This window comes from Micromonospora sp. MGP-C2 (assembly GCF_057766525.1).
Window position 1 is genome coordinate 1987978 of the sequence record NZ_JBYMEN010000002.1, and the last position, 21767, is coordinate 2009744.

Below are 21767 nucleotides of genomic sequence, written 5' to 3' on the forward strand. Positions count from 1 at the left end.
TGAACCTTTCCGAGGAGCCCGTCCAGCAATGCTCGAAATGAAGCTCAGAGACGCCGCGATGTCGTCCTTCTCCCGGCACGAAACCTTCGCGCCGCGGTTTGGCTGGTTGCACAAGGCCTACAGCGCGTTGCGGGATGCGAGCATGGGTAGCGAGGTGTTCTTACAGCATGATGCGCCAGTACGTCTCGGTGTCGGCAAGAACATGGTGAACGCCATCCGCTTCTGGTCTTACGCGTTCAAAATCACAGTCGAGTATCCGCGGAGTAAGAACTCGCGCGCGAACGCCGCTGGCCCGACCTGGGAAGCCCGGTGGCTACTCGACGTGAACGGCGCCGATCCGTACCTGGAGGACCCCGGCAGCTTGTGGTTGCTGCACTGGTGGCTGCTCAGTGAACGGTCGTTCGTGCCGACCTGGTGGGTAGCCTTCAACGCCCTGCCCTCGTCCCGTTTCACCGAGGAGACGCTCACCGAGACGGTGATCCGACAGGTACGCAGCTCGGAGTGGGAGATGCCTGTGCGGACGTCCATCGCCAAGGATGCCGACTGTCTGACCAAGATGTACGCGCGGAGGAAGGCTCCGACCGGCTCACCGGGCAGCTTCGAGGACTTGCTGGACTGCCCATTCCGGGAGCTGGGTCTGCTGGAGTTCGGGGGCAGCGAACGCAGCGGTGACCGCGAGGTGCGGTTCTGGCAGTTCACCAACACCGCTCGCGTTTCGTTGCCCGCCCGTGTGATCGCCTACGCCTGCCTTGACTACGCCGACCGAAACCCTGCGCTCCGGCAGGGCGGATCGATCGCCCTGGCGCGGCTGGCAAACGAGCCGGGCGGCCCGGGACGGGCTTTCCGCCTGCGTGAGCCCGAAATCGTCGGTGCGCTCGAAGAGGTGAGTGCTCACCATGGTGCGCTGGCCCTGACTGAGGGTGTGGGACAGCGCAGCCTGGCGTTCGCCGCTCCTCCCCGCGGCCTTGCCTGGGACGTCCTTGACGCTCACTACGGCAACGTGCGTCGCCGACCGGGATTCCCGGACGAGGCGACGTGGTATCGGGAGTACCCCGAAGTCGGCCGCGTCGTCAACGAACGGCGGCAGGGCGGTTGGACCGGGCAGCTGGCGACGACGGAGGCGGCAGCGGGATGAGCACTAAGGTCAGGGAAGCCTCTGCATATGTCGAAACGCCACGCGGCATTCAGGTAGTTAGTAACCGATTGCGGTCGACCAACCTCGAGCGGGACGTCGCCGACGCGCGCCTCGAATCGATTCATATTGGCGTGCGCGCGCAAGACATGCTCGAACGTGTCACGGCCGCGTTGGAAGATCCCGCTCGTACTCGCGCTTGGTCTTTGACCGGCCCGTATGGCAGCGGCAAGTCAACGTTGGCGATGCTCATCGCCGCGCTACTCGGGCGGAACAGCAAACGTCGCGCCGAGGCGGATCAGCACCTTGCTGCAGCGAGTTTGACCCTAGCCGAGCGGTTCACCGCTGCGCGGAACAGCTGTGCGCCAAAGGGCGTGATTACCGCGGTAGCGACCGCCCGCCGCGAGCCGCTTTTCGACACCATTGCCCGTGCGGTGCGTCATGGGGCCTCGACGGCGTGGTCAGCACGGCAGACACCGATGCCGGTGTCGGCTGCGCTGGCGGCCTTAGACGCTCCTGGTGCTGGCAGCGCAGAGGTGATCGCCGCGGTGCGGGCACTGTGCGCGCAAAGCCCCGTCGTGCTGGTGATCGACGAGTTCGGCAAGAGTCTGGAGCACCTCGCCTCACGCGGTGAGTTCCCCGACGCACAGGCGGACGTTTTCCTGCTGCAGGAACTCGCCGAAGCCGGCGCCGGCGCCCGAGGGCTGCGACTTCACATCCTGACGCTGCAGCACCTGTCCTTTGGTGACTACGCCTCACGAACTACCAATCTGCAGAGCCGCGAGTGGGCCAAGATTCAGGGCCGCTTCGAGGACATCACGATGAGCACGCACCTCGGCGACGCTGTGCACCTCATCCAGCAGACCCTTGATCACAGCGCCGTCACCACGGCCGGTCAAGCCCTCATTCGTCACCACGCCGAGGCCGCGAGCGAAGCCTGGACTGCCCGGGGACTCGACGGTGTCCTCGTGGCAGACGCCGACCTGTTCGCCGCCGTCTATCCGCTTCATCCACTGACGGTGGCGGTGGCGCCGCTGCTCGCCGGGCAGATCGGCCAACACGACCGCAGCTTGACCGGCTTCATCGCCAGCGACGAGCCCCACACGGTCGCACGGTTCCTCGCCTTACACGGTCGCAAGGACGCCCGGCGGGCGAGCACCCTCCGGCTCTCTGACGTCTTTGACTACTTCCTTGGAGCGGGACGCACCACCCTCCTGGCGTCGTCCAACGCGAGCCGGTGGATCGAGATCGACACCCGGATCAGCGAAGCGAACGGCCTGCCCGAAGCCGATCAAGAAGTCCTGAAGACAATTGGGTTGCTCAACCTGGTCGATGCCTCTGGAGCGCTGCGGGCAAGTCTGGACACTGTCCTGTTTGCTCTCACCGACCCCACGGACACCGTCGACCCACAGGCCCGGCAAGCGCTGTGGGAACGCATCAATAGCCTGATCGACCGCAACTTCCTCGTCCATCGAGAGTTCAGCGACGAGTACCGGGTCTGGCAGGGCAGCGACGCCGACCTCAGCGGTGAAATCACCGCCCTGATGGACCGATGCGACGACCACGCCGCCGTGGCCGTGGTGAACCGCTACCTACCCGTGGCGGTGGTAGCGGGACGACACAGCCAACGCACCGGCATGCTTCGCCACTTCATCACGAAGGCCACCGACGCCGAAACCGGTACCATCGAGGGCTGCCAAGTCGGCCACCCATCCGACGGCATGCTGATCTTCCACTTCGGCGACGACACCAACCTTCCCCAGGTGACGTCTCCGCTGCCGGCCGTCGTCGGCGTCAGCGGAGACGCAAAGACAGTGCTCGCCGCCGCACGCTACCTGCATGCGCTCGAAGAGCTATCGCTCAGCAACGACTACGACGCCGTCGCCCGCCGAGAGCTCAGCGAGCGCATCGCCCAGGCCAACGCTGAACTCGCCACCCGCCTCGCCGGTGCATTCGCCCCGAACGGACTTGCTGCCAAATGGCATCTGCTCCGGCCCGGCGACGACGGGCTAACGATCCGCCAAGACGAGCCGCTAGAGGCACGCAGTCTCGCCGGCATCGTGTCGTCCGCCTGCGAAACGGTGTATCCGCACACGCCGGAGATTCGCAACGAGATGCTTGGCCGCCACCAGCTCACCAGTCAAGGCGCGAAGGCTAGGCGCGAGCTGATGGAAGCGATGCTCACTCACCCAGCCGAACCTAACCTGGGCATCGAGGGCTACGGACCCGAGCGAGCAATGTACGGCGGTGTGCTGCAGTACCTAGACCTACACCGGCCAACCGACAAGGCACACGCCTCCCACGGCGCTCTCCTGCCCTACGCCTTCGCCTCTCCGCCGGATAGCTCAACCCTGCATCCGGCGTGGGCGGCGCTTGAGCAGCTGCTACACGACGCAGACAACCCTGTGACCGTGAATCGCCTGCTGGCGTTCCTCATGGCTCCGCCCTACGGAATTAAGGCCGGGATCGCCCCCCTGATCATCCTGTCCACGCTCATCATCGGCGACCAGGATCTGGCGGTCTTCGAAGAAGGCACCTACCAGCCTCGCTTGACTCCCGCTTTGATCGAGCGACTGGTGAAGACGCCCGAGGCTTTCGCGGTCAAGTCCATCGTCGCCGAGTCCGGGCCGCGCAAGCAAGTCATCAGTGAACTCGCCGATGCGCTTAGCGCCAATGTTCCGCACAAGCCTCGTCCTGGTGCGCGCAACGCTGCATTGCTCGCCGTCGCGCGTGAGCTACTCGATCGCGTGCGCGTCCTAACCGAATACGCCAAGCGGACCGGCGACGTGAGCCCAGAAGCTCGCGCCGTCCGAGCCGCGCTACGGGATGCACGCGAACCGGACGTCCTCATCTTCGAGACACTGCCGAAGGAACTCGGACTCGCACCGATCCCGCGGCATGGCAAGGTCGACAAGCAACACACGCAGCAGTACGCCGCCTCGCTCGCCAGTGCCCTAGCGGAAATCGCCGACACCGACCGCAATCTGCGGCACCGGGTCATCGCGGACCTCGCCGGTGCGTTCTCCCAGCCGGCGACGCTGGCCGATCTCCGGCAGGGCCTGGCCGAACACACCCGCGCTCTCGTGGGCGCACCACTTGCAGAGGCACGTCTACGAGGACTCATCGCTATCACGCACGACGACGAGATCAGCGATGGACAGTGGCTGGACATGGCCGTCGTTCGCATTGCCGGACGCGGGATGGCCGACTGGCGCGACAGCGACGCCGCCGCCTTCCCGCAACAGGCGGCGACGATGGCAAGAAACCTTGACCGTGTCAACCATCTACATCCCATCGAACACCTCCAAGATTATTCGCAGCCCTACAGCGTCCGGCTGCTCACCCTGACTGGCCTGGACGGACGCGAGGACCATGCCCGCGTTCACATTCCTGACGTTCTTCGGGACAAAGCCCACGAGCTCGCCCGCACCGTTTTGTCGGAAGCCCGCGATAGCCTCGGTCCCCAGGGAGAACGCGTCCTGCTCGCGATGCTTGCCGAAGCCCTCATCGGCGACGCTGGCTCAGACACCGTCGCCACAGCTCCCACTAGCTCCGGAAAGGAGGCCGCCTCATGACCACTGTGCGGCAGCGCACCCCCACCGAGGTTCGCCATGTACTCGGTATCTCCGGCGGCAAGGACTCCTCGGCGCTGGCGGTCTTCATGCGGGGCAAGGTGCCCGATATGGAGTACTTCTTCTGCGACACCGGCGCAGAGCTACCCGAGACGTACGACTACCTCAACAGGCTCGAAGCTGCCCTCGGCAAGCCGATCGCGCGGCTCAACGCCTCCCGCGACTTCGACCACTGGCTGCAGGTCTATCAGGGCACACTGCCGAGCGCGAGCATGCGCTGGTGCACGAAGAACCTCAAGATCAAACCGTTGGAGGACTGGCTCGGCAACGACCAGGCCATCTCCTACGTCGCCATCCGCGCCGACGAAAACCGCCTCGGTTACGTCAGCACCAAGCCCAACATCAAGGCGGTGTTCCCCTTCCGCGAGGAGGGCATCGACCGCGACGGCGTCAACGCCATTCTCGACGAGTCCGGCATCGGCCTGCCCGCCTACTACGAATGGCGCACCCGCTCCGGCTGCTACTTCTGCTTCTTCCAACGCAAGCACGAATGGGTCGGTCTCGCCGACCGGCACCCCGACCTGTTCGAGCGAGCAATCGAGTACGAGGACAAGGTCAAGTACGCCTCGACCGCCATGCAGGGCCGTCAGTACACCTGGTCGCAAGGTGAGTCGCTACGCGACCTGCTCGCCCGGCGTGACGAGATCGAGCAACGGCACCAGGCGGCGCTATCTCGTGCTGCCAACCGGCCAGGGCGCAACTTACCACTCATCGACGTCCTCGCTGACGCCCACGACGACGAGAGTGATGAGGCTGGCTGCGCTGTTTGTCACCTCTAACGGGGGATGGGCTTTCGACAACGGTCTTGGTTCTACGGTTCGCCCTCCTCGGCGGTCAACGCGACGCCGAGGAGGGGAACGACAACCATCGACATCGCCGGGTTACCAGACAGGCGACTACGGGGAGCCCTCCACCATCGGCGAGCCGCAGCCGCATCGACGAATGGACCAACCGCCACCGCACGTCGGCTCGCCCTGTGAGCGAGCACCGCTGCCACCGGGCGCACTTGGCTGATCCCGGACTGCACCGATGCAAGGAGTTGACTCAGCGCCCCCTCGTCAAGTTCAACGAACGCCCCGACGTCTCCCACCGCCCCCGTGCTCCGATCAATCAGAGTGGGATCGACCAGCCGCACCGCCACCCGAATCGCGGCACCTTCCAGAGGCGGAGCTGCAGAACCAGTGGCAAGGACGGCCTGCTCGCCGATGACAAGATAAGCGTGCACGTCAACCCTCCGAGGGAGTCGAATCGGACTGCCGCCCTGAGCCCCTGACCTAAGTGACGCTGGCCGGCGGACCGATCACCGCTCTACTCCCCGAATCTGGTCAAGTCACGCCTCACCGCGACACTTGCTTGATTTCGGCAACATCAACTGGGAAAGCTGCTAAATTCCCAAGCGTGGAGCTGCTGAACGTTGCGATCGCCACGCTCGACGAGCGTGGCGTGCTGAACCCGCTGGCTGACTTGATTCGCGGGGTGTATAGGCGGGCGGCGGACCGTCACGAGCCAGCACTGGGCGACGATCCGATGAGCTTCGGCACCACGGTGTGGCGCAACCTCACGAACCTGGGTGCCGCCCAGTTCGCCGGTCAGCCCGGCGTAGACGCCCGGATCGAGGACAACTCACTGGAGATTCTCACCGCTGGTTACATCCTGAGGCTGTACTCGCTGCACAGCCCCGCGACCAGCGTGGGATCGATCCGGTGGGAAGGCAGCGATGCCCGCCTCGGCGGGGCGGTAGAGAACAGCAGCGACGGACAACTCGCCCTCGACGATGAGGAGCAGTTCCCGGAGGCGTTCGCGAGTGTCATTCCGCGCAAACGGCACATCCGCATCGCCCACGCTGGCGACGTCGACACCGGTAGGGCTGTCGCCTACATCGGCTTCCCGCGCGATAACCGCGCCGGCGGCTCACCCTGGTTTGAGGTGACGTTGTGGTTCGGTGAGCCCGCGCGACCGATCGGTAAGCCCAGTGACGGCCAGGTGCCCAACAAACGGACGCCGCACCACGACGAGCTGCCGCTGCCGGGCCTGGACCTGCGGCTGCGCCGCGACCACCGTCAGGGCCTTCGGGCCGTACCGACGTCTGCATGAGCTCAGCCCGCAGTCGTAGCGGCACGCCTTCGCTGGCCGCGGCGGCCTTCCAGGCAAGCGCCCTGACGTTGGCCCGGCGGTGGCGGCGCATGTCCAAGAAGCAGCTGGCCCAGCACGCCGGAGTGACCGCGGCCGCGGTAAGCCAGTACGAACTGGGACAGACACGTCCATCGGCCAGTGTCCTAGGCCGACTAGCGCTCGCTCTGGCAATGCCGGTCGACTTCTTCGCGGCAGGCTTTCCCACTCCAGTTACGCCTGGCCACGCCCACTTCCGGAGTCTGCGCGTGACGACGCAGGCCGAACGAGACCAAGCCTTAGCCTTCGGCGAAATTGCCTGGCGGGTCATCGACGTCATCGAACGGCATGTGCTCCTCCCCGAACTCCGGTTGCCTCAACTCGACCTGCCCGAGTCTGCGACGGCCGCGGAGGTGGAAGCCGCCGCGCTCGAGGCCCGAGCGGGGTTTGGGCTCGGCGACGAGCCAATACCCCACGTCGTGCGGCTCCTAGAGGCGCACGGCGTCATCGTGCTCACCCTGCCCCACGTCTCCGACCGGGTTGATGCCTTCTCCCACTGGTACGGGCAGCGGCCCTTCATTTTCAGCAACCCCGCGAAGAACGACAAAGCCCGCTCCCGTATGGATGCCGCCCATGAACTCGGGCACCTGCTGCTGCACCACGACGCTGAACCGGGAAGCCAGCTGCTGGAACGCCAAGCAACGGCCTTCGCCTCCCGGTTCCTGGCACCCACCGCGCGCCTACGTGAGGAGCTGCCAGGCCGACTCAACTTCGACCGGCTCCACGAACTCAAGCGCCGCTGGGGCATGTCACTGAAAGCCCTCGTCTACCGCGGCCACGAAATGGGCATCTACCGCGACCACACCTATCGACGGGCCATGAGCATGCTCAGCGAATGGGGCTACCCTGAACCCGGAGACCTCGGGCCCCGTGAAGCTCCGTCGATCATCGGTAGCTCGATCGACCTACTCGCGTCACGGGACACCACCCTTGGGCAGCTCACGCTTCCAACGGCCATGCCTCTAGAGCTTCTCGAGACCATCGTCGCAGCCGGGAGCAATCACATGATGGTGGCCATCAAGCCGACTTCATGCGGCACTGAGGGGCAGAGCTAGTCGGAAGGCATGCGCGACCGCTGACCGGCGGTGCTCCCGACCGAACGGCTCGATTCGCGCGGCAACATCGACCTACGTGGCTTGTGGCGTGGTGAGCGCTTGGCGGCTTGAAAACGAGAGCGCCTGCACGATGGCGTGCTCGGCGGTGTTGCTGCCGGAGCGGTAGGCGGGGCTAGCAGACCCTAGTTCTTCCGAATTACCCGGTGACCGTTCAGGCGGTAGCCGAGTTCGTCGAGGCGGCTCTGCCAACGCTCACGCGTACCGATGCTCGCGCTGTCGCTCAATAATCCTGCATGTTCCTCCTGTTGGGTAAGTCGGGCAAATTTCTCGCGGTCCGGGTGATCCGTTGGGACGAACGTTTCCTTCCGGTGGAGAATGGGCGGATTGCTAGACGACTTGAAGTCTACGTATCGAACACGTAGAAGGTTAAGGTCGACATGCAAAGATGTGGCGAGTGCAGGATGAGGGTTCCGGTCGAAGTCGGGATAGGCTAGGTAGGAAACCTTCGGGGCGACTCGCGATAGTTTAACGATGTTGGCCTCGGTGACTGTTCCAGTAAGCACCCTCGCGCACGCTTCGTATATTCGCAAGAGCGGACTAAGTAGGTTGAGGCCACTGGCGTGCACATACAGCGCTTCAGCTGTCAGCTTCCCAACACGGGATTCTCGGCATGCGAGGTTCAGGGCCCGCTGGTCGGCGACGCAATGCAGTAGCTGATCTGCCTGATCGCATGCCGCTCGGTACGATCCGAAAAATGCCTTCACATCAAGGGCAATGTCCCTTGGCAGGTTCGACGCCCTCGGCCGCCGGCTGAATGCGGCAAGAGCGAGGTAGACCAGGAGGTCTTGCCGGGCGCGGTGCCGTGCGGATTCAATGCCTTGGTCCCAGTCCTTCGTGCCGATCACTTGACGGAGGACAGCAGCCGCGTGCTTAAGGGACGGAAACGTACCGATCAGTTGAGCAGCCTGGCTGGTCAGCTCCCAGAGTTCAGGCAATCGACCGCGGGTCGCAACAAAGCTGTGGAGCTCATCCATCTCCTCCCGGTGAGTCTCATAGAGGGCGCGCCGGACGCTGGGGCCATGTATCGGCGCAGGTCGCCGGCTGACGCGCGACGCCAGGAGGGATTGGGCGCGGCTTTCGTTACGAAACACATAGAAGATGCCCGGCGCGGCCGCAACACAACTAGCCTGTAGTTCACCCTTGATCCACGACTGCAGTTCCTCTTGCGTAAAAAACTTTTGGAAGGTCCCCCGCTTCGTTAGTATGCCGTCACCATGTCGCTTCCCGGCAAGGGCGCGAGCCTCCCAATCGGGACGAGCGGCGACCACGAGGACCTGGCGGGCAAGAGACCAAGCCGTTCGAAGCACTCGTGCCCGTTCGGCAGGATCCTCGATGACGTTTACGACGTAGCCGAGATTGACGACATCCGCGCTCCGGATCTCCGCGTCCGGACGGTGCCCCGGATCCCAGCCACTTGCTTCGTAGCCGAGCGCCTCTAGCCGCGTCACATCGTCTCCCCGACCACACCCGTAGTCGAATAGAGTTGAGCCCGGCGCGAGGATGCCGTCGGCGAGGGCGAGTGTGACCGGCTTCGACAGGTCTGGCCGCGCGATCGCTGTGCGGTGACGTGGGATCCCCTGAGTAGCGTCCATCGCCTTCATACTCTGCCTGGTCGAAGGAACCGTTCGCTGCCGTCACGTGAAAACGGCTGTCGCGACTGCTCCCGCCATAGCCCGAGTTCAGGGCCGGGCATCGATGCCGGAGCGGCCAGTGGAGGGTGTGGTCGGCGGACTGCGTCCACCAATTCAGTTCGGCGGGGTAAGCATCTCGATGTGGTTGTCGCTGCTAAGCACGTGGCCCTACGACGCAGCCGACTCCTCGTGCCTCCATGGCACGTTCGCGGGTCGTCGATCAATGACCACGTAATCCACGACTGCCTCCCGGGCTGTCGCCATGGCCCCGCGTGCAAGGTCGGCGGGCATGTCCAGCAGACCTGTGTCGGGAGACTCGTAGGCGGTGATGGCCGTGTCGGGCTCTAGGTCGGCGTAGGCGCCGTCGGGCAGCCAGCGCATCGATGCCCGATTGGGCGTCGATGTCGATGTCGATCCGCAGGACAGGCTAGTCGGCGCGACCGATCGTCATGGTCGGTCCGCAGCCTCCATGGGCATGATCGTCTCGATCTGCTCGTCGAAGCGACGGCCGGCACCCTGCCCGACGTGGTGGGGGCGCTGCCGCTGGCAGCGGTTGCGCAGATGGCGACCGGGGAGCTGCTCGACACCGGCGCGGCGAGGGCGGTAGTCGACCAGCTCGTCGCCGGCACCTTCTGGGCCCGGACTATCGAGCTGACCGGATCCGACGACGACCAGCGCCGTACGTCGAAATTGTCGGCAGATGCCGACATCAAACTCCGACAAAACTTCGACATTGTGGTCCTGCCACGGTCTGCCGCCGCGCTCGACAATGGGAACCTGACGATGCTGCCCGATCTCGCAGCGGCCATCGGCCGCGCTGGTGCTTGGCCAGATGGTCGGCGCTGCTCGGCCGGCCCGGAAGATTTCCACAGGCGGAAGCTATCGTCTGCACACATCGTGACTGCACGTCTGCAGTAGACCGGGGGTTAGCGATGGCTGACAGCGACGAAACCAAAGACGCCCGCCGCGAGCTCGGCCGCCGGCTCGCGCAGTTGCGCAAGGCTGGCGGTCACACCCAGCACGACTTGGCGCGGCTCGTGCAGTACGGCCGCAGCTCCGTGGCGAACACGGAGACCGGTCATCAGCACCCGGACCGTGCCTTCTGGGCGCGCTGCGACACCGTGTTGCAGACCGGTGGCATGCTCGTAAGTGAGTATGACCGCATCGCCGAGCTGAACCGTCAACGACGACGCTCATCGGCGATCCAGGTGGCCAGGAGCACGTCGGGGCCGGCGACGCCGACCGATGCTGGCCACGACGCCTTTGGAGCGAATAGAGGTGCTGTTCTGTGGGAACGCGAGGACAGCATCGATGCCCGCCGGCTGGCGCTGAAATCTTCCGTCGATGACAACATTCGTCTCGCGTATCTGGAAAACGAGGTTCGGCAGGCGATCGCCGACAATGAGCGCCTCACCCCGGTAATCCTCATAGCACGTATGCGACCGCTGCGTTCCTACGTCGACCAGCTCATGGCAGGCCGGCAGCACCCACCGCAACGCGGGCGGCTCTACGCCGTCGCCGCTCACCTGTCCGGACTTCTCGGCGCACTCGCCCTTGACCTCGGCGCATTCGGTGCGGCGCACGCCTACGCCGCCGAAGCGTTCGACCTCGCCGAGGCTGCCGAGCAGTCCGACGCGCAAGCCTGGGCACGGGCCACGCAAAGCCTGATCGCCTTCTACGCCGGCGATTACCATGACGCGCTGGCCTACGCCCAGGACGGCCTGCGCCGTGGCGGCACCAGCGGGCACCGCATCCGCCTCACGATCAACGGTCAGGCGCGGGCCCTCGCCCGTCTCGGCGACCGGTACGGCGTCGACCGCGCCGTCGACCACGCCTTCACCATGCTGTCCGACTACCCGGCCGACTCGTCGGTCAGCGCTAGTCTCGCCCTCGGCCCGTACTGCCCGGCCAGGACTGCGGCCAACGCGGCGACCGCCTACCTGGCGCTCGGCCTTACCGCGGGCGTCACCAACCATCTCACCACCGCGATCACCGCGTTCGACACCGCAGGGTTGGCTGGCCCGCGTGCACTCTGCCGCCTCGACCTGGCCATCTCTCACCTGCACGCCAACAACCCCGACCCCGAGGAAGCAGGCGCACTTGCGGTGGAGGCGCTAACTCTCACCGCGGACCAGCGTTTCGAATCGGTCAACCAACGCGCCCGTCAGTTCCTCGCCGCCGCCCACCCCTTCGCTTGCCACCCGCGGCTACGGCACGTCGCCGACCTGCTCTTCGACCGCACACAGGTCGCTGCCACCGGACAGGCCGCTCTACCATCGCTGTCATGAGCAGCCGGGAACTGGCCAGCCAGCACCAGCGCTGGACCGCCTACCAGGACCTGCCCAAACTCACCAACCACTGGTACTGGCGCCCGGGCTGGCGGGCCGACCGCCAGTTCTACACCTGGCACCTCACCTTCGAACATCAACCTGAACTCCATCACCTCGTCACCGACGTGCAGCGTCAACTCGCTCTGCCGGGACTGGACTTGGTACCGCTCGACGGGCTCCACCTGACCATGCAAGGTCTCGGCTTCACCGACGAGGTCACCAACACCGACGTCGCAGCGGTAGTTGCCGAAACTCGCCGGCGCTGCGCCGGCCTGCCGCCGCTGGAGTTGTCGCTCGGGCCGGTCGACCCCGACGCCGAAGGAATCGGCTTGCTCGTCCGTCCCTGGGACCGCGTCGAACACCTCCGCGCCACCATCCGAGCTGCCATCGGCGCGGTATGGCAGATCGTGCCGGAGTCCTCAGATGGATTCCGGCCACATGTGACGATCGCCTACAGCGGCGGTCAGGCACCGACCGGACCAATCCGCACCCGCCTTGACGCCCTCCGCCACCAGCCACCCGCCCGGGTGACCGTCCGACAAGCAAAGTTGATCGCGTTACGTCGAGAACACCGCAGTTACCGGTGGACCACGGTGGCGACTACGCCCCTTGGCGCCTGAGGCGTTCGACGCGGACGGCGAGAAGCCCTGGCAGCACGGGGTGGTGAAGTCGACGCGGGACAGTTCGGACCCGGCGGCATTCGAGGAGGCGAAGCAGTGGGCGCAGTGCAGGTTGTACCGTTCGATGACCTACATCAATGCCTTGCGCCTGTCGCCTCCGACGGAGGTGCGGAAGTAGCAGGACGAATCGTGGGTGTCGACGACGAGGCGCTTCACGAGCATCTTCCTGCAGTAGGTGATGGGCGGCTGGCGCTGATAGGCGAGGGCGTCCCGAGCAGATCCAGCGCGCCCTGGAGTTGCCGGAGAACGACTTGGGTATGGCGCCGATCGGCGGAGGCAGGGTGGTGTCCAGCGACGGCGGTAGTGAGCAACCACCAGGCTGCCCAAACCCGGTGCCAGCCCAGCGCCCATCGGGCAGCGGGAAGCCCGCCCCGGTCGGCTTCGGCAGCGGGGTGGCCGCCTGCGGCGACATAGGCGTGGATGAGTTTGGTGAGGAGTCGGGGTTCGGTTGGTGTGCGGGTGCCGAACCAGGTGGCCAGGTCGAGTAGGCCCGGTCCGGTGAAGGCCTTGGCCCAGTCGACCAGGCGACACCCGGTGCGGCTTACGTGCAGCGAGGTGCGGTGGAATTCGCCGTGGCACAGCCCGAACGGTGGTCGCTCGGCACCGTCGGCTCTGTGTTGTGCGGTGGCAGCGAGTCGCTGCAGCACCGCCTCGATCCCTTCCGCGTCTTGGGTGAAGCGCCCTTGTCGACGGAGCGCGACTAACGCGTCGAGTCCTTGCTCTGGTAGCCGTGCCAGGCCCGCTTCGTCGAAGGTCGGGAGGTTGGGGATGCCGGCAGTGGCGTGAATCCATCGGGCCGTGGCGGCAGCCTCCGCGAACGTCGCGGTCCGGCTCGGCTCGCCAAGGTCTTCCATCAGCATGCCCACCCCGTCGGGGCGTATCGCGTGGCCGTCCAGCAGCGGGACTGGGGCCTGCTGGTTGTTGAGCGCGCGAAGGACGGTCGCTTCGCCGGTGAACGGTGCGGTAGCGATCTTGCAGATCAGGCTGCTGTCATCGGGGAAGAACCAGCGTTCGACGGAGGACAGTTCCCACGTCTGGATGATGTGTCGCCGCGTCGGTACTCGTCGTGATGCGGCGAGCAGGTCGCCTCGTAGCCGCGTGCTGAGCTGCTCGTCGACCATCGTGCTGTTCACCGCGCACCCGCGCCCTGCGGACGAGCGGTGGCGCGCTCGAGCGGCGTGAGGGCGGCGTCGAGGTGCGCCGACATGCTGGCAGGAACGCGAGGATGTGCGGCGCGTTGGAAGGCCCGGAAGTACGGCAGTAGTCCGCGTAACACCGGGCGTTGGTCGAAGAAGTCTGGTGCATTGCCGGTGCTCTGGGCCCGGCGTAGCAGCGAGGCCAGGGCGACGATCTTGTCGGCGGTCGAGGCGAGCAGGACGGGCTGGTCGTCGACGTGGATGAGCGGGTTGGGTTCGTCAAGGGCGCGGTGTTCGGCCTGAAGGGCGGCGATGATCCGGGCGACCTCGGTCCCGTAGTTGGCGGTGAGGGCCTGGTAGATGTCTGCTTCTGTCGGGGCGAATTCCGGTGCGTCGTGCAGGAGCGCGGCGACGATGACGTCCTGTGCTGGGGCGGGGACGTGTTGCCCGATGGTCACTGCGACGCGCAGCGCGTGGACCAAGGCTGGTTGGCCGTCGATGGTGTGCCCCGCGCACCACGTTCGAGTGTCACGGAGGGCACGTTCGATGGCGGCGGGGCGGGGAGGCGATAAGACCGTCATACCCTAGTACCTCCTGATTGCCGTACGATCGGCGGCATGTCGGGGCCCCTTCCGCAGTGGTGTGAACAGACCTGCGTGGTGTGTCCGGCTCAGCAGCTCGGGCTGGGCCAGTTCGATGTCATTGACCGGCCGGGACCCGAATTCGCGTACCGACCTGACCTCGGGTGGCGGGCAACCGCGGACGGCGTCGCCGTCTGCGTTCACCCGTTCCGGGTGGGCCTTCCCGCCGGCCGGTACGCCTCGGCCGGGGAAGTGGTCCCCGTTCAGGCGCCCCGACCGGCGCCGACGGCGGCGGCGCTGGAGTTGCCCGCCGACGTGGTGGACCTGGAAGGTTGGCTCGTAGCTGTCTTGCGGGAGGCATCCGCCGAAGGGATCTTCGCCGCTGTTGCCCGCGCCGAGCGGCTGGCGGCCGAACGGTTCGGAGCGAAGGAAGCGGTGACGGCCCTGCGGCGGGTGCTCTCGGTGGAGTTGGCTAACCGCTGACCCCGGCGGCAACCGGCGCGTTCCGGTCGAAGTCGAAGTCGTGGCTGCGTCCGTCCCGGCCGAGGCCGGCCGCCTGGTAGCGCTCGTTGAGCAGGCCGAGACGCCGATTCACCTCGGCCGAGTCCAGCCAGTACCGCAGTGGTTGCTCTCTCCACCCGGCGGCGGCGTAGTAGGCGTCGGTGATGCCGCCACGGGTGTAGGTGAACTCCTCCAACTCGGTGGCATGGGGGAAGGTAACGCCCAAGTCGCTCTGCAGGCGCGTCATCAGCGTGAACTGGGCCAGCACGGCGTGGATCATCTCGTCCACCGGCGCCGGCACCAGCAGCTCAGCGGCGTGCTCGTCGCCGCCGGAGAGCTCGAACACGGCAGCTTTGAGCGCCAGCACGCGCAGCGCTTCGTTCAGCAGCGGAGCGGCATCGCGCTCCAGCGACCAACGGCTGATAGCCGGGTAGCCGGTGAACGTGGCCCAGCAGGTGGAGTACTTCATCGACGAGCTTTGCAGCCGGCCGTAGGCCGGGTGCGCCTGCATCTTGTCGAGGATCTCGGCGGCCCGACGGCCAACCTCTCCAGCCTCCGGCATGAATGAACTGGTCATGGTGCATGCCCTCCCAAGGGGTCCGTGGACACGGCAGACCGACGCGCCGCATCGCGGCCGCGGTCCCTCATCGCCAGCGACGTCGACGCGGACGCTGACCCAAACATCAAAGGTCGCCGCTGGCTGTGTCGATAAGGGCTGCCGTCCATCTCCGACATTCCTCTGACATTCATCTACGGCAGATGTTGGCGTTGCCGGGAATGTCAACGGAATGTCAGAACTGCTTGGCGCGACTAGCCGACATTGATCGATCTCGTCTTAGGTCTTTCTATGCCGGCGTCATCGCCGCCGCTGAGCTGTACTCACCAGCCAGCGAAACCAACTCACCGAGGGAAGGTTCGCCGTGCCTGTTGCCAGGGGGCTCATGCCCCTGCGGATCACGCCACTGGTGACGCATCCAGTCATCGCACCGCAGCTGCTGGCGTCGACCGACCGGCAACTCTCCGCCAACGGGCCAATCCACGAGCAGGTGCTTGTTACGGCAAACCTGTCGGCAACGAATCGGCGTTCGCCGCGCGAGACGGCGTCGAGCGGACGTGGCGGCAGAGCCGTACCCACCGGCCCAGGCGGCGATGTGAGCGCGTGCCGTGGCGGCGCGATCCGAATTTCGCGAGTGAGAGTGGGCCGCCGGTGGCAGCTATGTCGGTGCGCGGAAAAGCCGCGCTGATTGTGCTGCCGACGGTGGCGGTCGCGGCGGTATCAAAACAGCCAAAGCGGTGCTTCTTCCGAACGAGCGATGCCAGATGGATGAATCGACGGTCTGCTTCGCCCCTTTGGCGAACTTAGCAAGCGCAAGTTTTCCATCCCACTGATGCCTGAAACCGCGGAGGATGTTGTGCACGAGCAGGATTTGGCCCGCTACGGATACCGCCAGGAGCTGAGCCGGCAACTGAGATTTCGGGATCTGGTCGCGTACGGCTTGGTGTACATGGTGCCGATCGCACCGATGGCGATCTTCGGCAGCGTGTACGCCGGCTCGGGCGGGATGGTCGCTCTGGCATACGTGATCGGTGTGGTGGCGTTGGTGTTCACCGCCTTCTCGTACGCGCAGATGGTGAAGGCGTTCCCGATGTCGGGCAGCGTCTACAACTACGCGGGCCGCGGCATCAGCGCGCCGGTGGGGTTCCTGGCCGGCTGGGTGATCCTCCTGGACTACGTCCTCGTACCGGGGCTGTTGTATCTGGTGGCGTCGGTGGCGATGCACACCACGGTCCCGGCGGTGCCGGTGTGGCTGTGGCTCTTCGGGTTCGTCGCGGTCAACACCGTCGTCAACTCGGTCGGCATCCGCATGACCGCATTGGTCACGCGGGTGATGTTGATCGGCGAGCTGATCGTGCTGGCGGTGTTCCTGGCCGTCGCCGGCTGGGCCATCGCGTCGGGTAGGGGCCGGTTCGGTTGGGAAGCGTTCTACAGCGCGGACACGTTCACCTGGTCGGTGGTGGCGGGTGCGGTGTCGATCGCGGTGCTGTCCTTCCTCGGTTTCGACGGCATCTCGATGTTGGCCGAGGAGAGCAGGGGCGGCTCCCGGCAGATCGGCCGCGCGATGGCCACCGTTTTGGTCTTGGCGGGGGTGTTGTTCGTCGCGCAGACGTGGCTCGCGGCGATGCTCGTCCCTGATCCGGGCAGGCTTCTCGCCGAGGGTGATCCGAACGGGACCGCGTTCTACAACGCCGCCGCAGTGGCTGGTGGGGGTTGGCTGGCGACGCTGTGTGCAGTCGCGACAGCCATCGCGTGGGGATTGCCAAACTCGATGGTCGCGCAGGTCGCCACGTCTCGGCTGCTGTACGCGATGGCCCGGGACCGGCAGTTGCCGGCGTTTCTGGCGAAGGTGTCGATCCGGCGCAACGTGCCGATCAACGCGACGCTGCTCACCGGCGCGGTGTCCCTGGCACTGGGCCTGTACATGGCGACCCGTGCGGATGGGATCACTCTGCTGTCGTCGCTGATCAACTTCGGGGCGATGGTCGCGTTCCTGGTCCTGCACGTCTCGGTCGTGGTGCACCACCTCGTCCGGCGGCGCAGCGGGAACTGGTGGGCGCACCTGGTCATGCCCGCCTTCGGCTTCGCCATCTTGGTCTGGGTGGTCGTCAACGCCAACATTGCCGCCCAGCGCCTTGGCCTGGCCTGGCTCACCCTCGGCGTCATCGTCCTGGCTGGCCTGTACCTGTCCGGCCGCCGACCTGCCCTGTCGGGGTTGGCGCCGGCGCAGCCGCAGGCGCGTCACGTGGAGCGGGTGTGACCGGGATGGACAGGTTCACCTACCGACCGGCTCGGGACGAGCTGGCGTACACCTTCGGCGGTCGGATGCCGGTGGCGCACGTGCGCGGCGGTGACGTGTTCACCGTGGTGACGGAGGACTGCTTCGGTGGTCTCGTCAGGGGGCCGGCGGACCTGCCGTCGCAGGTGTGCCGCATGCCGTACCTCAACCCGGTGTCCGGGCCGTTCTTCGTCGAGGACGCCGAGCCCGGCGACACCCTCGCCGTCCACCTCGCCGCCATCACCCCGACGCGGGACTGGGGTGTGTCCTCGACGTTCCCGCACTTCGGGGCGCTGACGTCCACCTCCCATACCGCCACCCTGCAGCCGCCGCTTCAGGAGCGGGTGTGGGTGTACGGCATCGACCGGCAGGCTGGGACCGTACGGTTCGAGGCCACGCGCAGCGACCACAGCGTGGACCTGCCGCTGGACCCGATGATCGGCACGATCGGTGTCGCCCCCGGCGGGTTCGAAGCCCGATCCACCCTCGTGCCCGACACCCACGGCGGGAACCTCGACACCCCGCACCTGCGCGCCGGCACCACCCTCTACCTCGGGGTGAACGTCCACGGAGCGATGCTGGCCCTCGGCGACGGGCACGCCCGCCAGGGCGAGGGCGAGGCCTGCGGCGTCGGCGTAGAGATCGCCACGACCACCACCCTCGCCATCGACGTCATCAAAGGCGTCACCACACTCTGGCCGCGGTTGGAGACCGACCGGGACATCCTGATCCTCGGGTGCGCCCGCCCGTTGGAGGACGCCTACCGCATCGCCCAGCACGACCTCGTCGGCTGGGCCAGCGCCCTGACCGGCCTGGAAACCCTGGACGCCTACCAACTCGTGTCGCAAGCGGGGCGGGCACCGATCGGCAACGTGTGCGACCCCAACTACACCGTCCTCGCCGCCATCGACAAAACAATGCTCCCCGCCCCCGGACCCGCGTACGGCGGGGCACACGAGCGGCTGCGGCGACTCACCGCCGGGCTGCGGTAGGAGCCCCGCCGATGACCGCGTCGATACCGCGCCTGCCCTTGCGCGATGAGCTGTTCCTCCTCGGCCACGACGACGACACCGGACACCCCCACGTGCACCGGCAGACCCTCGCCCTCGGGCTCGCGGGCGCGGTCCTGATCGACCTGTACCTGGCCGGGCGGGTGACCCTCGACCCGAACGACGACACCCGCCCGGCCAACCACCAACGGATACACCCACACATCGACCGCCCAGTCGGAGACCTGATCGCCGACGCCGCGACCGCCACCATCCGCCACACCCACCCACCCCTGCGGGCATGGCTGCGCGGCTTCTCCGACGACCTCTACGACCGCACCCGCGCCGGCCTCGTCGCCGGCGGAATCCTGCGACACCACACCCGACGGCGCCTCGGCGGCCTCATACGCGCCGACACCTACCTCGCGACCGACAGCAAATGGGCCGTCGTGGCCCGTTCCCGCCTGCGCTACCTCGCCGCTGGCCGCGAACAACCCGACAACCACACCGCCGCCCTCGCCGGCCTCCTCGCTGACCTCGGCCTCACCCAGCACCTCTACCTCGACGACGACACCGCCACCCTGACCAGCCGCCTGAAGTCCGTCGCCGCGCAGCACTACCAGCCGGTACGCGAAATCACCGCCGCCGTCGACGCTGCCGTCGGTGACCTCGCCACCGCCGCCTACCGCTAAGGACCGGCCCCCTGGTCGACGGCTACCAACTGTCCTTCGTCCACAGCCCTGCCGCCAGCAGCCGCAACTCCTGACCCAACCAAGAGCCTTCGAAGGAAACCCCCGCCATGGACACTGTCCCGCGTATCCGCGCCGCCCGTTGGGCAGACAAAGACCACGTCGCCGCACTCATCGCCGACGCCCTCTATCCCAGCCCTCTCGCAACCTGGCTGATCCCCGACCCGGGCCCACGACGTCGAATCCTCACCGACGTCCTCGCCATCTGGGTCGAGCACGCCCTGTTCTACGGCGACGCCCACCTCACCGACGACGCCACCGCCGCCACCGTCGGCTTCCACCGATACCGGCCCATCCCGCCACCAGCGAACTACCCCACCCGCCTAGGCGATGCCGCAGGCCCCCACAGCGATCGCTTCGATCTACTCGATCAGCTACTTGCCAAAGATCGACCCATTGAACCCCACTACCACCTCGCGTTCCTCGCCGTGTCGCCCAGCGCCAGGCGGTCAGGACACGGCACGTCCCTGCTCAGCCACCATCGCAGTCGACTCGACCATGTGAACCTACTGTCCTGGACTAGCACCACCCCCGATGCCCAGAGCCTGTACGTCCGGCATGGCTACATCCCAGGATCGGCGATTCAATTGCCCGAAGGTCCGGTCATCTGTTCCATGCGCCGCAGCCCTCTTCACGGCGACATCTAGCCAACCAGGACGACCGCGACCGAGGGCCAGACCAGTCACCCAAGTCTGCAACCATGACCCATCCGCCACTCGCGGGGACGAGACCTGAGACCGGCTACCGGGTGGACACCGGATTTGGGGTGGCGAGGCTGGGTCCTGCTGTCCGCCAACCCCGCCTCGGCCGAGCAAGTAGCAGGGAAGAGAACCGATGCGTAGGGATTGGACCGCTCTGCCGGAGAGTGTCACGGCCGGGATCGCCGAACGGGTCGGCGGAACCTTTGACGTCGCCCAGGCTTCCAGTGGCGACCACGCTGAGATCGCCTCGACAGTCACCGGACCAGCCGGACAGATATTCGTCAAGGCGGCCTCCGGCGAGTTGAGTGTTCGGCCGCTGCGCTACGAACTGGCGGTAACCCGGGCCACCGACCGGCACCCGCCCGCGGTCCTGTGGCAGTTCGAATCCGATGGCTGGCTGGTGGTGGGGACCGAGCAGCTTCCCGGTCCCCACCCCGACCTGTCTCCCGGCAGCACCGACCTCGATCTACTCCTAGCCACCCTGACAGCACTTCAGGAGACGCCTGCGCCCGGCGAGACGTGGTTCACCCCGGCAGCCCGGCTCGGGTTCGCGCACCCGGCGATGGACGGCGGGACACTCATCCATTCGGACCTCAACCCGGCCAACCTGATCGTGACACCACTCGGCCTACGAATCGTCGACTGGGCGTGGGCAACCAAGGCCGCCGCATGGGTCGAACTCGCGTTGCTCGTCCCATGGCTGATCGGCAGCGGCCACACCGCCGAGCAGGCAGAACAGTGGCTCACCCAGCTTCCCGCATGGACCGCGACCGACCGACAGGTCTTGGACGACTTCGCCTCAAAGAACGCAACGAAGTGGGCGGCCAAGTCCCGGCAGAACACCGAGACCTGGGTACACGACCTCGCAATGTGGACCGGCGAGTGGGCGGACCACCGGACCGACGGCCACCAGTCATCCCGTGAGCCAAAGCGCGGGGGCACCCTCTCGTGATGTGGGCGCCGGTGCTCCTCAACCAGCCAACAGGCCCGCCCGGGACCGCAAATCAGCTCACTCAGCCGGGCGGTCCATGGCGGCCCGAACCGACAACCAGCCGCGCTGCTCCCAATCTGCTCCCAATGTAAGCCGCACATACCGCAAAGCCCGTTACCGATGACTCCGGTAACGGGCTTCTGACCTGCAAAAACTAAGGGTGGGCGATGCTGGTATCGAACCAGCGACCTCTTCGGTGTGAACAGAGTGGTCTCCGAGCGCCCGAGTCCACGCGATACCCACAACCAAGCCGCGCCCCCCAGCAGCGCTAGCCGGTCTCAAGGCCCCTGAGGGACATGACCGACGCATAGATGTAACGCCTGCCCCTGCTCAACAAGCGGCCGATGCCTGACGGCGTCGGCCGCTTCTTCATGCCCGCCGGAGCAACCGGCACACGAATCAACTTCGGAGGACCCCTCCATGACAACCCACCCATCCAACACAGCGCGCGCCTCTAACACGATGCCCTGCCACCGACGGATGTCGCCGCCGGGTCAGCCACCGGACGGAGGCGCATGACTCTGCCGTCCGATCACCAAAATCGGCAACGCAAGGAGTCCGACCCTGGGACGGAAACACGACTTGACCGACCCAGT

At 66.4% G+C, this 21767-nt stretch carries 18 protein-coding genes; 13 read left to right on the plus strand and 5 right to left on the minus strand.

What is annotated here, in order from left to right; translation table 11 throughout:
* Positions 1-28 precede the first annotated feature (28 nt).
* The 5 genes from AC3CF1_RS08740 (at position 29) to AC3CF1_RS08760 (ending at position 7988) form a co-directional block, all read left to right on the plus strand.
* Positions 29-1135, plus strand: a complete 1107-nt coding sequence (locus AC3CF1_RS08740) for a DUF4007 family protein (protein WP_488450055.1) — start codon at positions 29-31, stop codon at positions 1133-1135.
* Positions 1132-4707 (plus strand): ATP-binding protein, encoded by a 3576-nt coding sequence (locus AC3CF1_RS08745; protein ID WP_488450056.1) that lies wholly within the window; start codon positions 1132-1134, stop codon positions 4705-4707. The genes AC3CF1_RS08740 and AC3CF1_RS08745 overlap by 4 nt, the downstream gene beginning before the upstream one ends.
* Positions 4704-5543, plus strand: coding sequence for a phosphoadenosine phosphosulfate reductase domain-containing protein (locus AC3CF1_RS08750; protein ID WP_488450057.1), 840 nt, complete (start codon positions 4704-4706; stop codon positions 5541-5543). Before AC3CF1_RS08745 ends, AC3CF1_RS08750 begins: the two co-directional genes overlap by 4 nt.
* Positions 5544-6162: 619 nt before the next feature.
* The gene (locus AC3CF1_RS08755) at positions 6163-6858 is read left to right on the plus strand and encodes a hypothetical protein (RefSeq protein WP_488450058.1); all 696 of its coding nucleotides are present in this window, start codon (positions 6163-6165) and stop codon (positions 6856-6858) included.
* The gene (locus AC3CF1_RS08760) at positions 6855-7988 is read left to right on the plus strand and encodes a helix-turn-helix domain-containing protein (RefSeq protein WP_488450059.1); all 1134 of its coding nucleotides are present in this window, start codon (positions 6855-6857) and stop codon (positions 7986-7988) included. Before AC3CF1_RS08755 ends, AC3CF1_RS08760 begins: the two co-directional genes overlap by 4 nt.
* A gap of 182 nt (positions 7989-8170) precedes the next feature.
* Here the strand turns inward: AC3CF1_RS08760 and AC3CF1_RS08765 are convergent, their stop codons facing one another.
* Positions 8171-9649 carry a DNA phosphorothioation-associated putative methyltransferase gene (locus tag AC3CF1_RS08765; protein WP_488450060.1) on the minus strand — a complete coding sequence of 493 codons (1479 nt, stop codon included), beginning with the start codon at positions 9647-9649 and terminating at the stop codon, positions 8171-8173.
* A 477-nt stretch (positions 9650-10126) separates the two neighbouring features.
* Entirely contained in the window at positions 10127-10549 is a 423-nt protein-coding gene (locus tag AC3CF1_RS08770; protein WP_488450061.1) for a hypothetical protein, read from the minus strand.
* Positions 10550-10611: 62 nt separating this feature from the next.
* Here AC3CF1_RS08770 and AC3CF1_RS08775 point away from each other — a divergent pair, with 62 nt between their 5' ends.
* Together AC3CF1_RS08775 and AC3CF1_RS08780 are read left to right on the plus strand one after the other, a co-directional pair.
* Entirely contained in the window at positions 10612-11967 is a 1356-nt protein-coding gene (locus tag AC3CF1_RS08775; protein WP_488450062.1) for a helix-turn-helix domain-containing protein, read from the plus strand.
* A complete protein-coding gene (locus AC3CF1_RS08780) occupies positions 11964-12629 on the plus strand; it encodes a 2'-5' RNA ligase family protein (protein ID WP_488450063.1) in 666 nt (221 codons plus the stop codon). Before AC3CF1_RS08775 ends, AC3CF1_RS08780 begins: the two co-directional genes overlap by 4 nt.
* 212 nt (positions 12630-12841) lie before the next feature.
* On the opposite strand, the gene AC3CF1_RS08785 is transcribed toward AC3CF1_RS08780, so the two are convergent.
* Together AC3CF1_RS08785 and AC3CF1_RS08790 are read right to left on the minus strand one after the other, a co-directional pair.
* Complete coding sequence (locus tag AC3CF1_RS08785; RefSeq protein WP_488450064.1) at positions 12842-13822, minus strand: aminoglycoside phosphotransferase family protein; 981 nt, start codon at positions 13820-13822, stop codon at positions 12842-12844.
* Positions 13819-14406, minus strand: coding sequence for an HD domain-containing protein (locus AC3CF1_RS08790; protein ID WP_488450065.1), 588 nt, complete (start codon positions 14404-14406; stop codon positions 13819-13821). Before AC3CF1_RS08790 ends, AC3CF1_RS08785 begins: the two co-directional genes overlap by 4 nt.
* 36 nt (positions 14407-14442) lie before the next feature.
* Here AC3CF1_RS08790 and AC3CF1_RS08795 point away from each other — a divergent pair, with 36 nt between their 5' ends.
* Positions 14443-14889, plus strand: a complete 447-nt coding sequence (locus AC3CF1_RS08795; protein WP_488450066.1) for a hypothetical protein — start codon at positions 14443-14445, stop codon at positions 14887-14889.
* Here AC3CF1_RS08795 and AC3CF1_RS08800 read toward each other — a convergent pair.
* Positions 14879-15484: a hypothetical protein gene (locus AC3CF1_RS08800; RefSeq protein ID WP_488450067.1), complete on the minus strand. Its 606-nt coding sequence runs from the start codon at positions 15482-15484 to the stop codon at positions 14879-14881. The two genes, AC3CF1_RS08795 and AC3CF1_RS08800, sit on opposite strands and share 11 nt — an antisense overlap.
* Positions 15485-16295: 811 nt before the next feature.
* Between AC3CF1_RS08800 and AC3CF1_RS08805 the strand changes: the two genes are divergently transcribed.
* The 5 genes from AC3CF1_RS08805 to AC3CF1_RS08825 all read left to right on the plus strand — a co-directional run bounded on the left by AC3CF1_RS08805 (position 16296) and on the right by AC3CF1_RS08825 (position 21132).
* Positions 16296-17723 carry an APC family permease gene (locus AC3CF1_RS08805; RefSeq protein WP_488450068.1) on the plus strand — a complete coding sequence of 476 codons (1428 nt, stop codon included), beginning with the start codon at positions 16296-16298 and terminating at the stop codon, positions 17721-17723.
* 5 nt (positions 17724-17728) lie between these two features.
* Positions 17729-18733 (plus strand): acetamidase/formamidase family protein, encoded by a 1005-nt coding sequence (locus AC3CF1_RS08810; protein WP_488452053.1) that lies wholly within the window; start codon positions 17729-17731, stop codon positions 18731-18733.
* Between the two features lie 11 nt (positions 18734-18744).
* The gene (locus AC3CF1_RS08815) at positions 18745-19422 is read left to right on the plus strand and encodes a GOLPH3/VPS74 family protein (protein WP_488450069.1); all 678 of its coding nucleotides are present in this window, start codon (positions 18745-18747) and stop codon (positions 19420-19422) included.
* A gap of 107 nt (positions 19423-19529) precedes the next feature.
* Positions 19530-20126, plus strand: coding sequence for a GNAT family N-acetyltransferase (locus tag AC3CF1_RS08820; RefSeq protein ID WP_488450070.1), 597 nt, complete (start codon positions 19530-19532; stop codon positions 20124-20126).
* A gap of 187 nt (positions 20127-20313) precedes the next feature.
* On the plus strand, positions 20314-21132 hold the full coding sequence (locus tag AC3CF1_RS08825; RefSeq protein WP_488450071.1) for an aminoglycoside phosphotransferase: 819 nt from the start codon (positions 20314-20316) through the stop codon (positions 21130-21132).
* Positions 21133-21767: the final 635 nt, after the last annotated feature.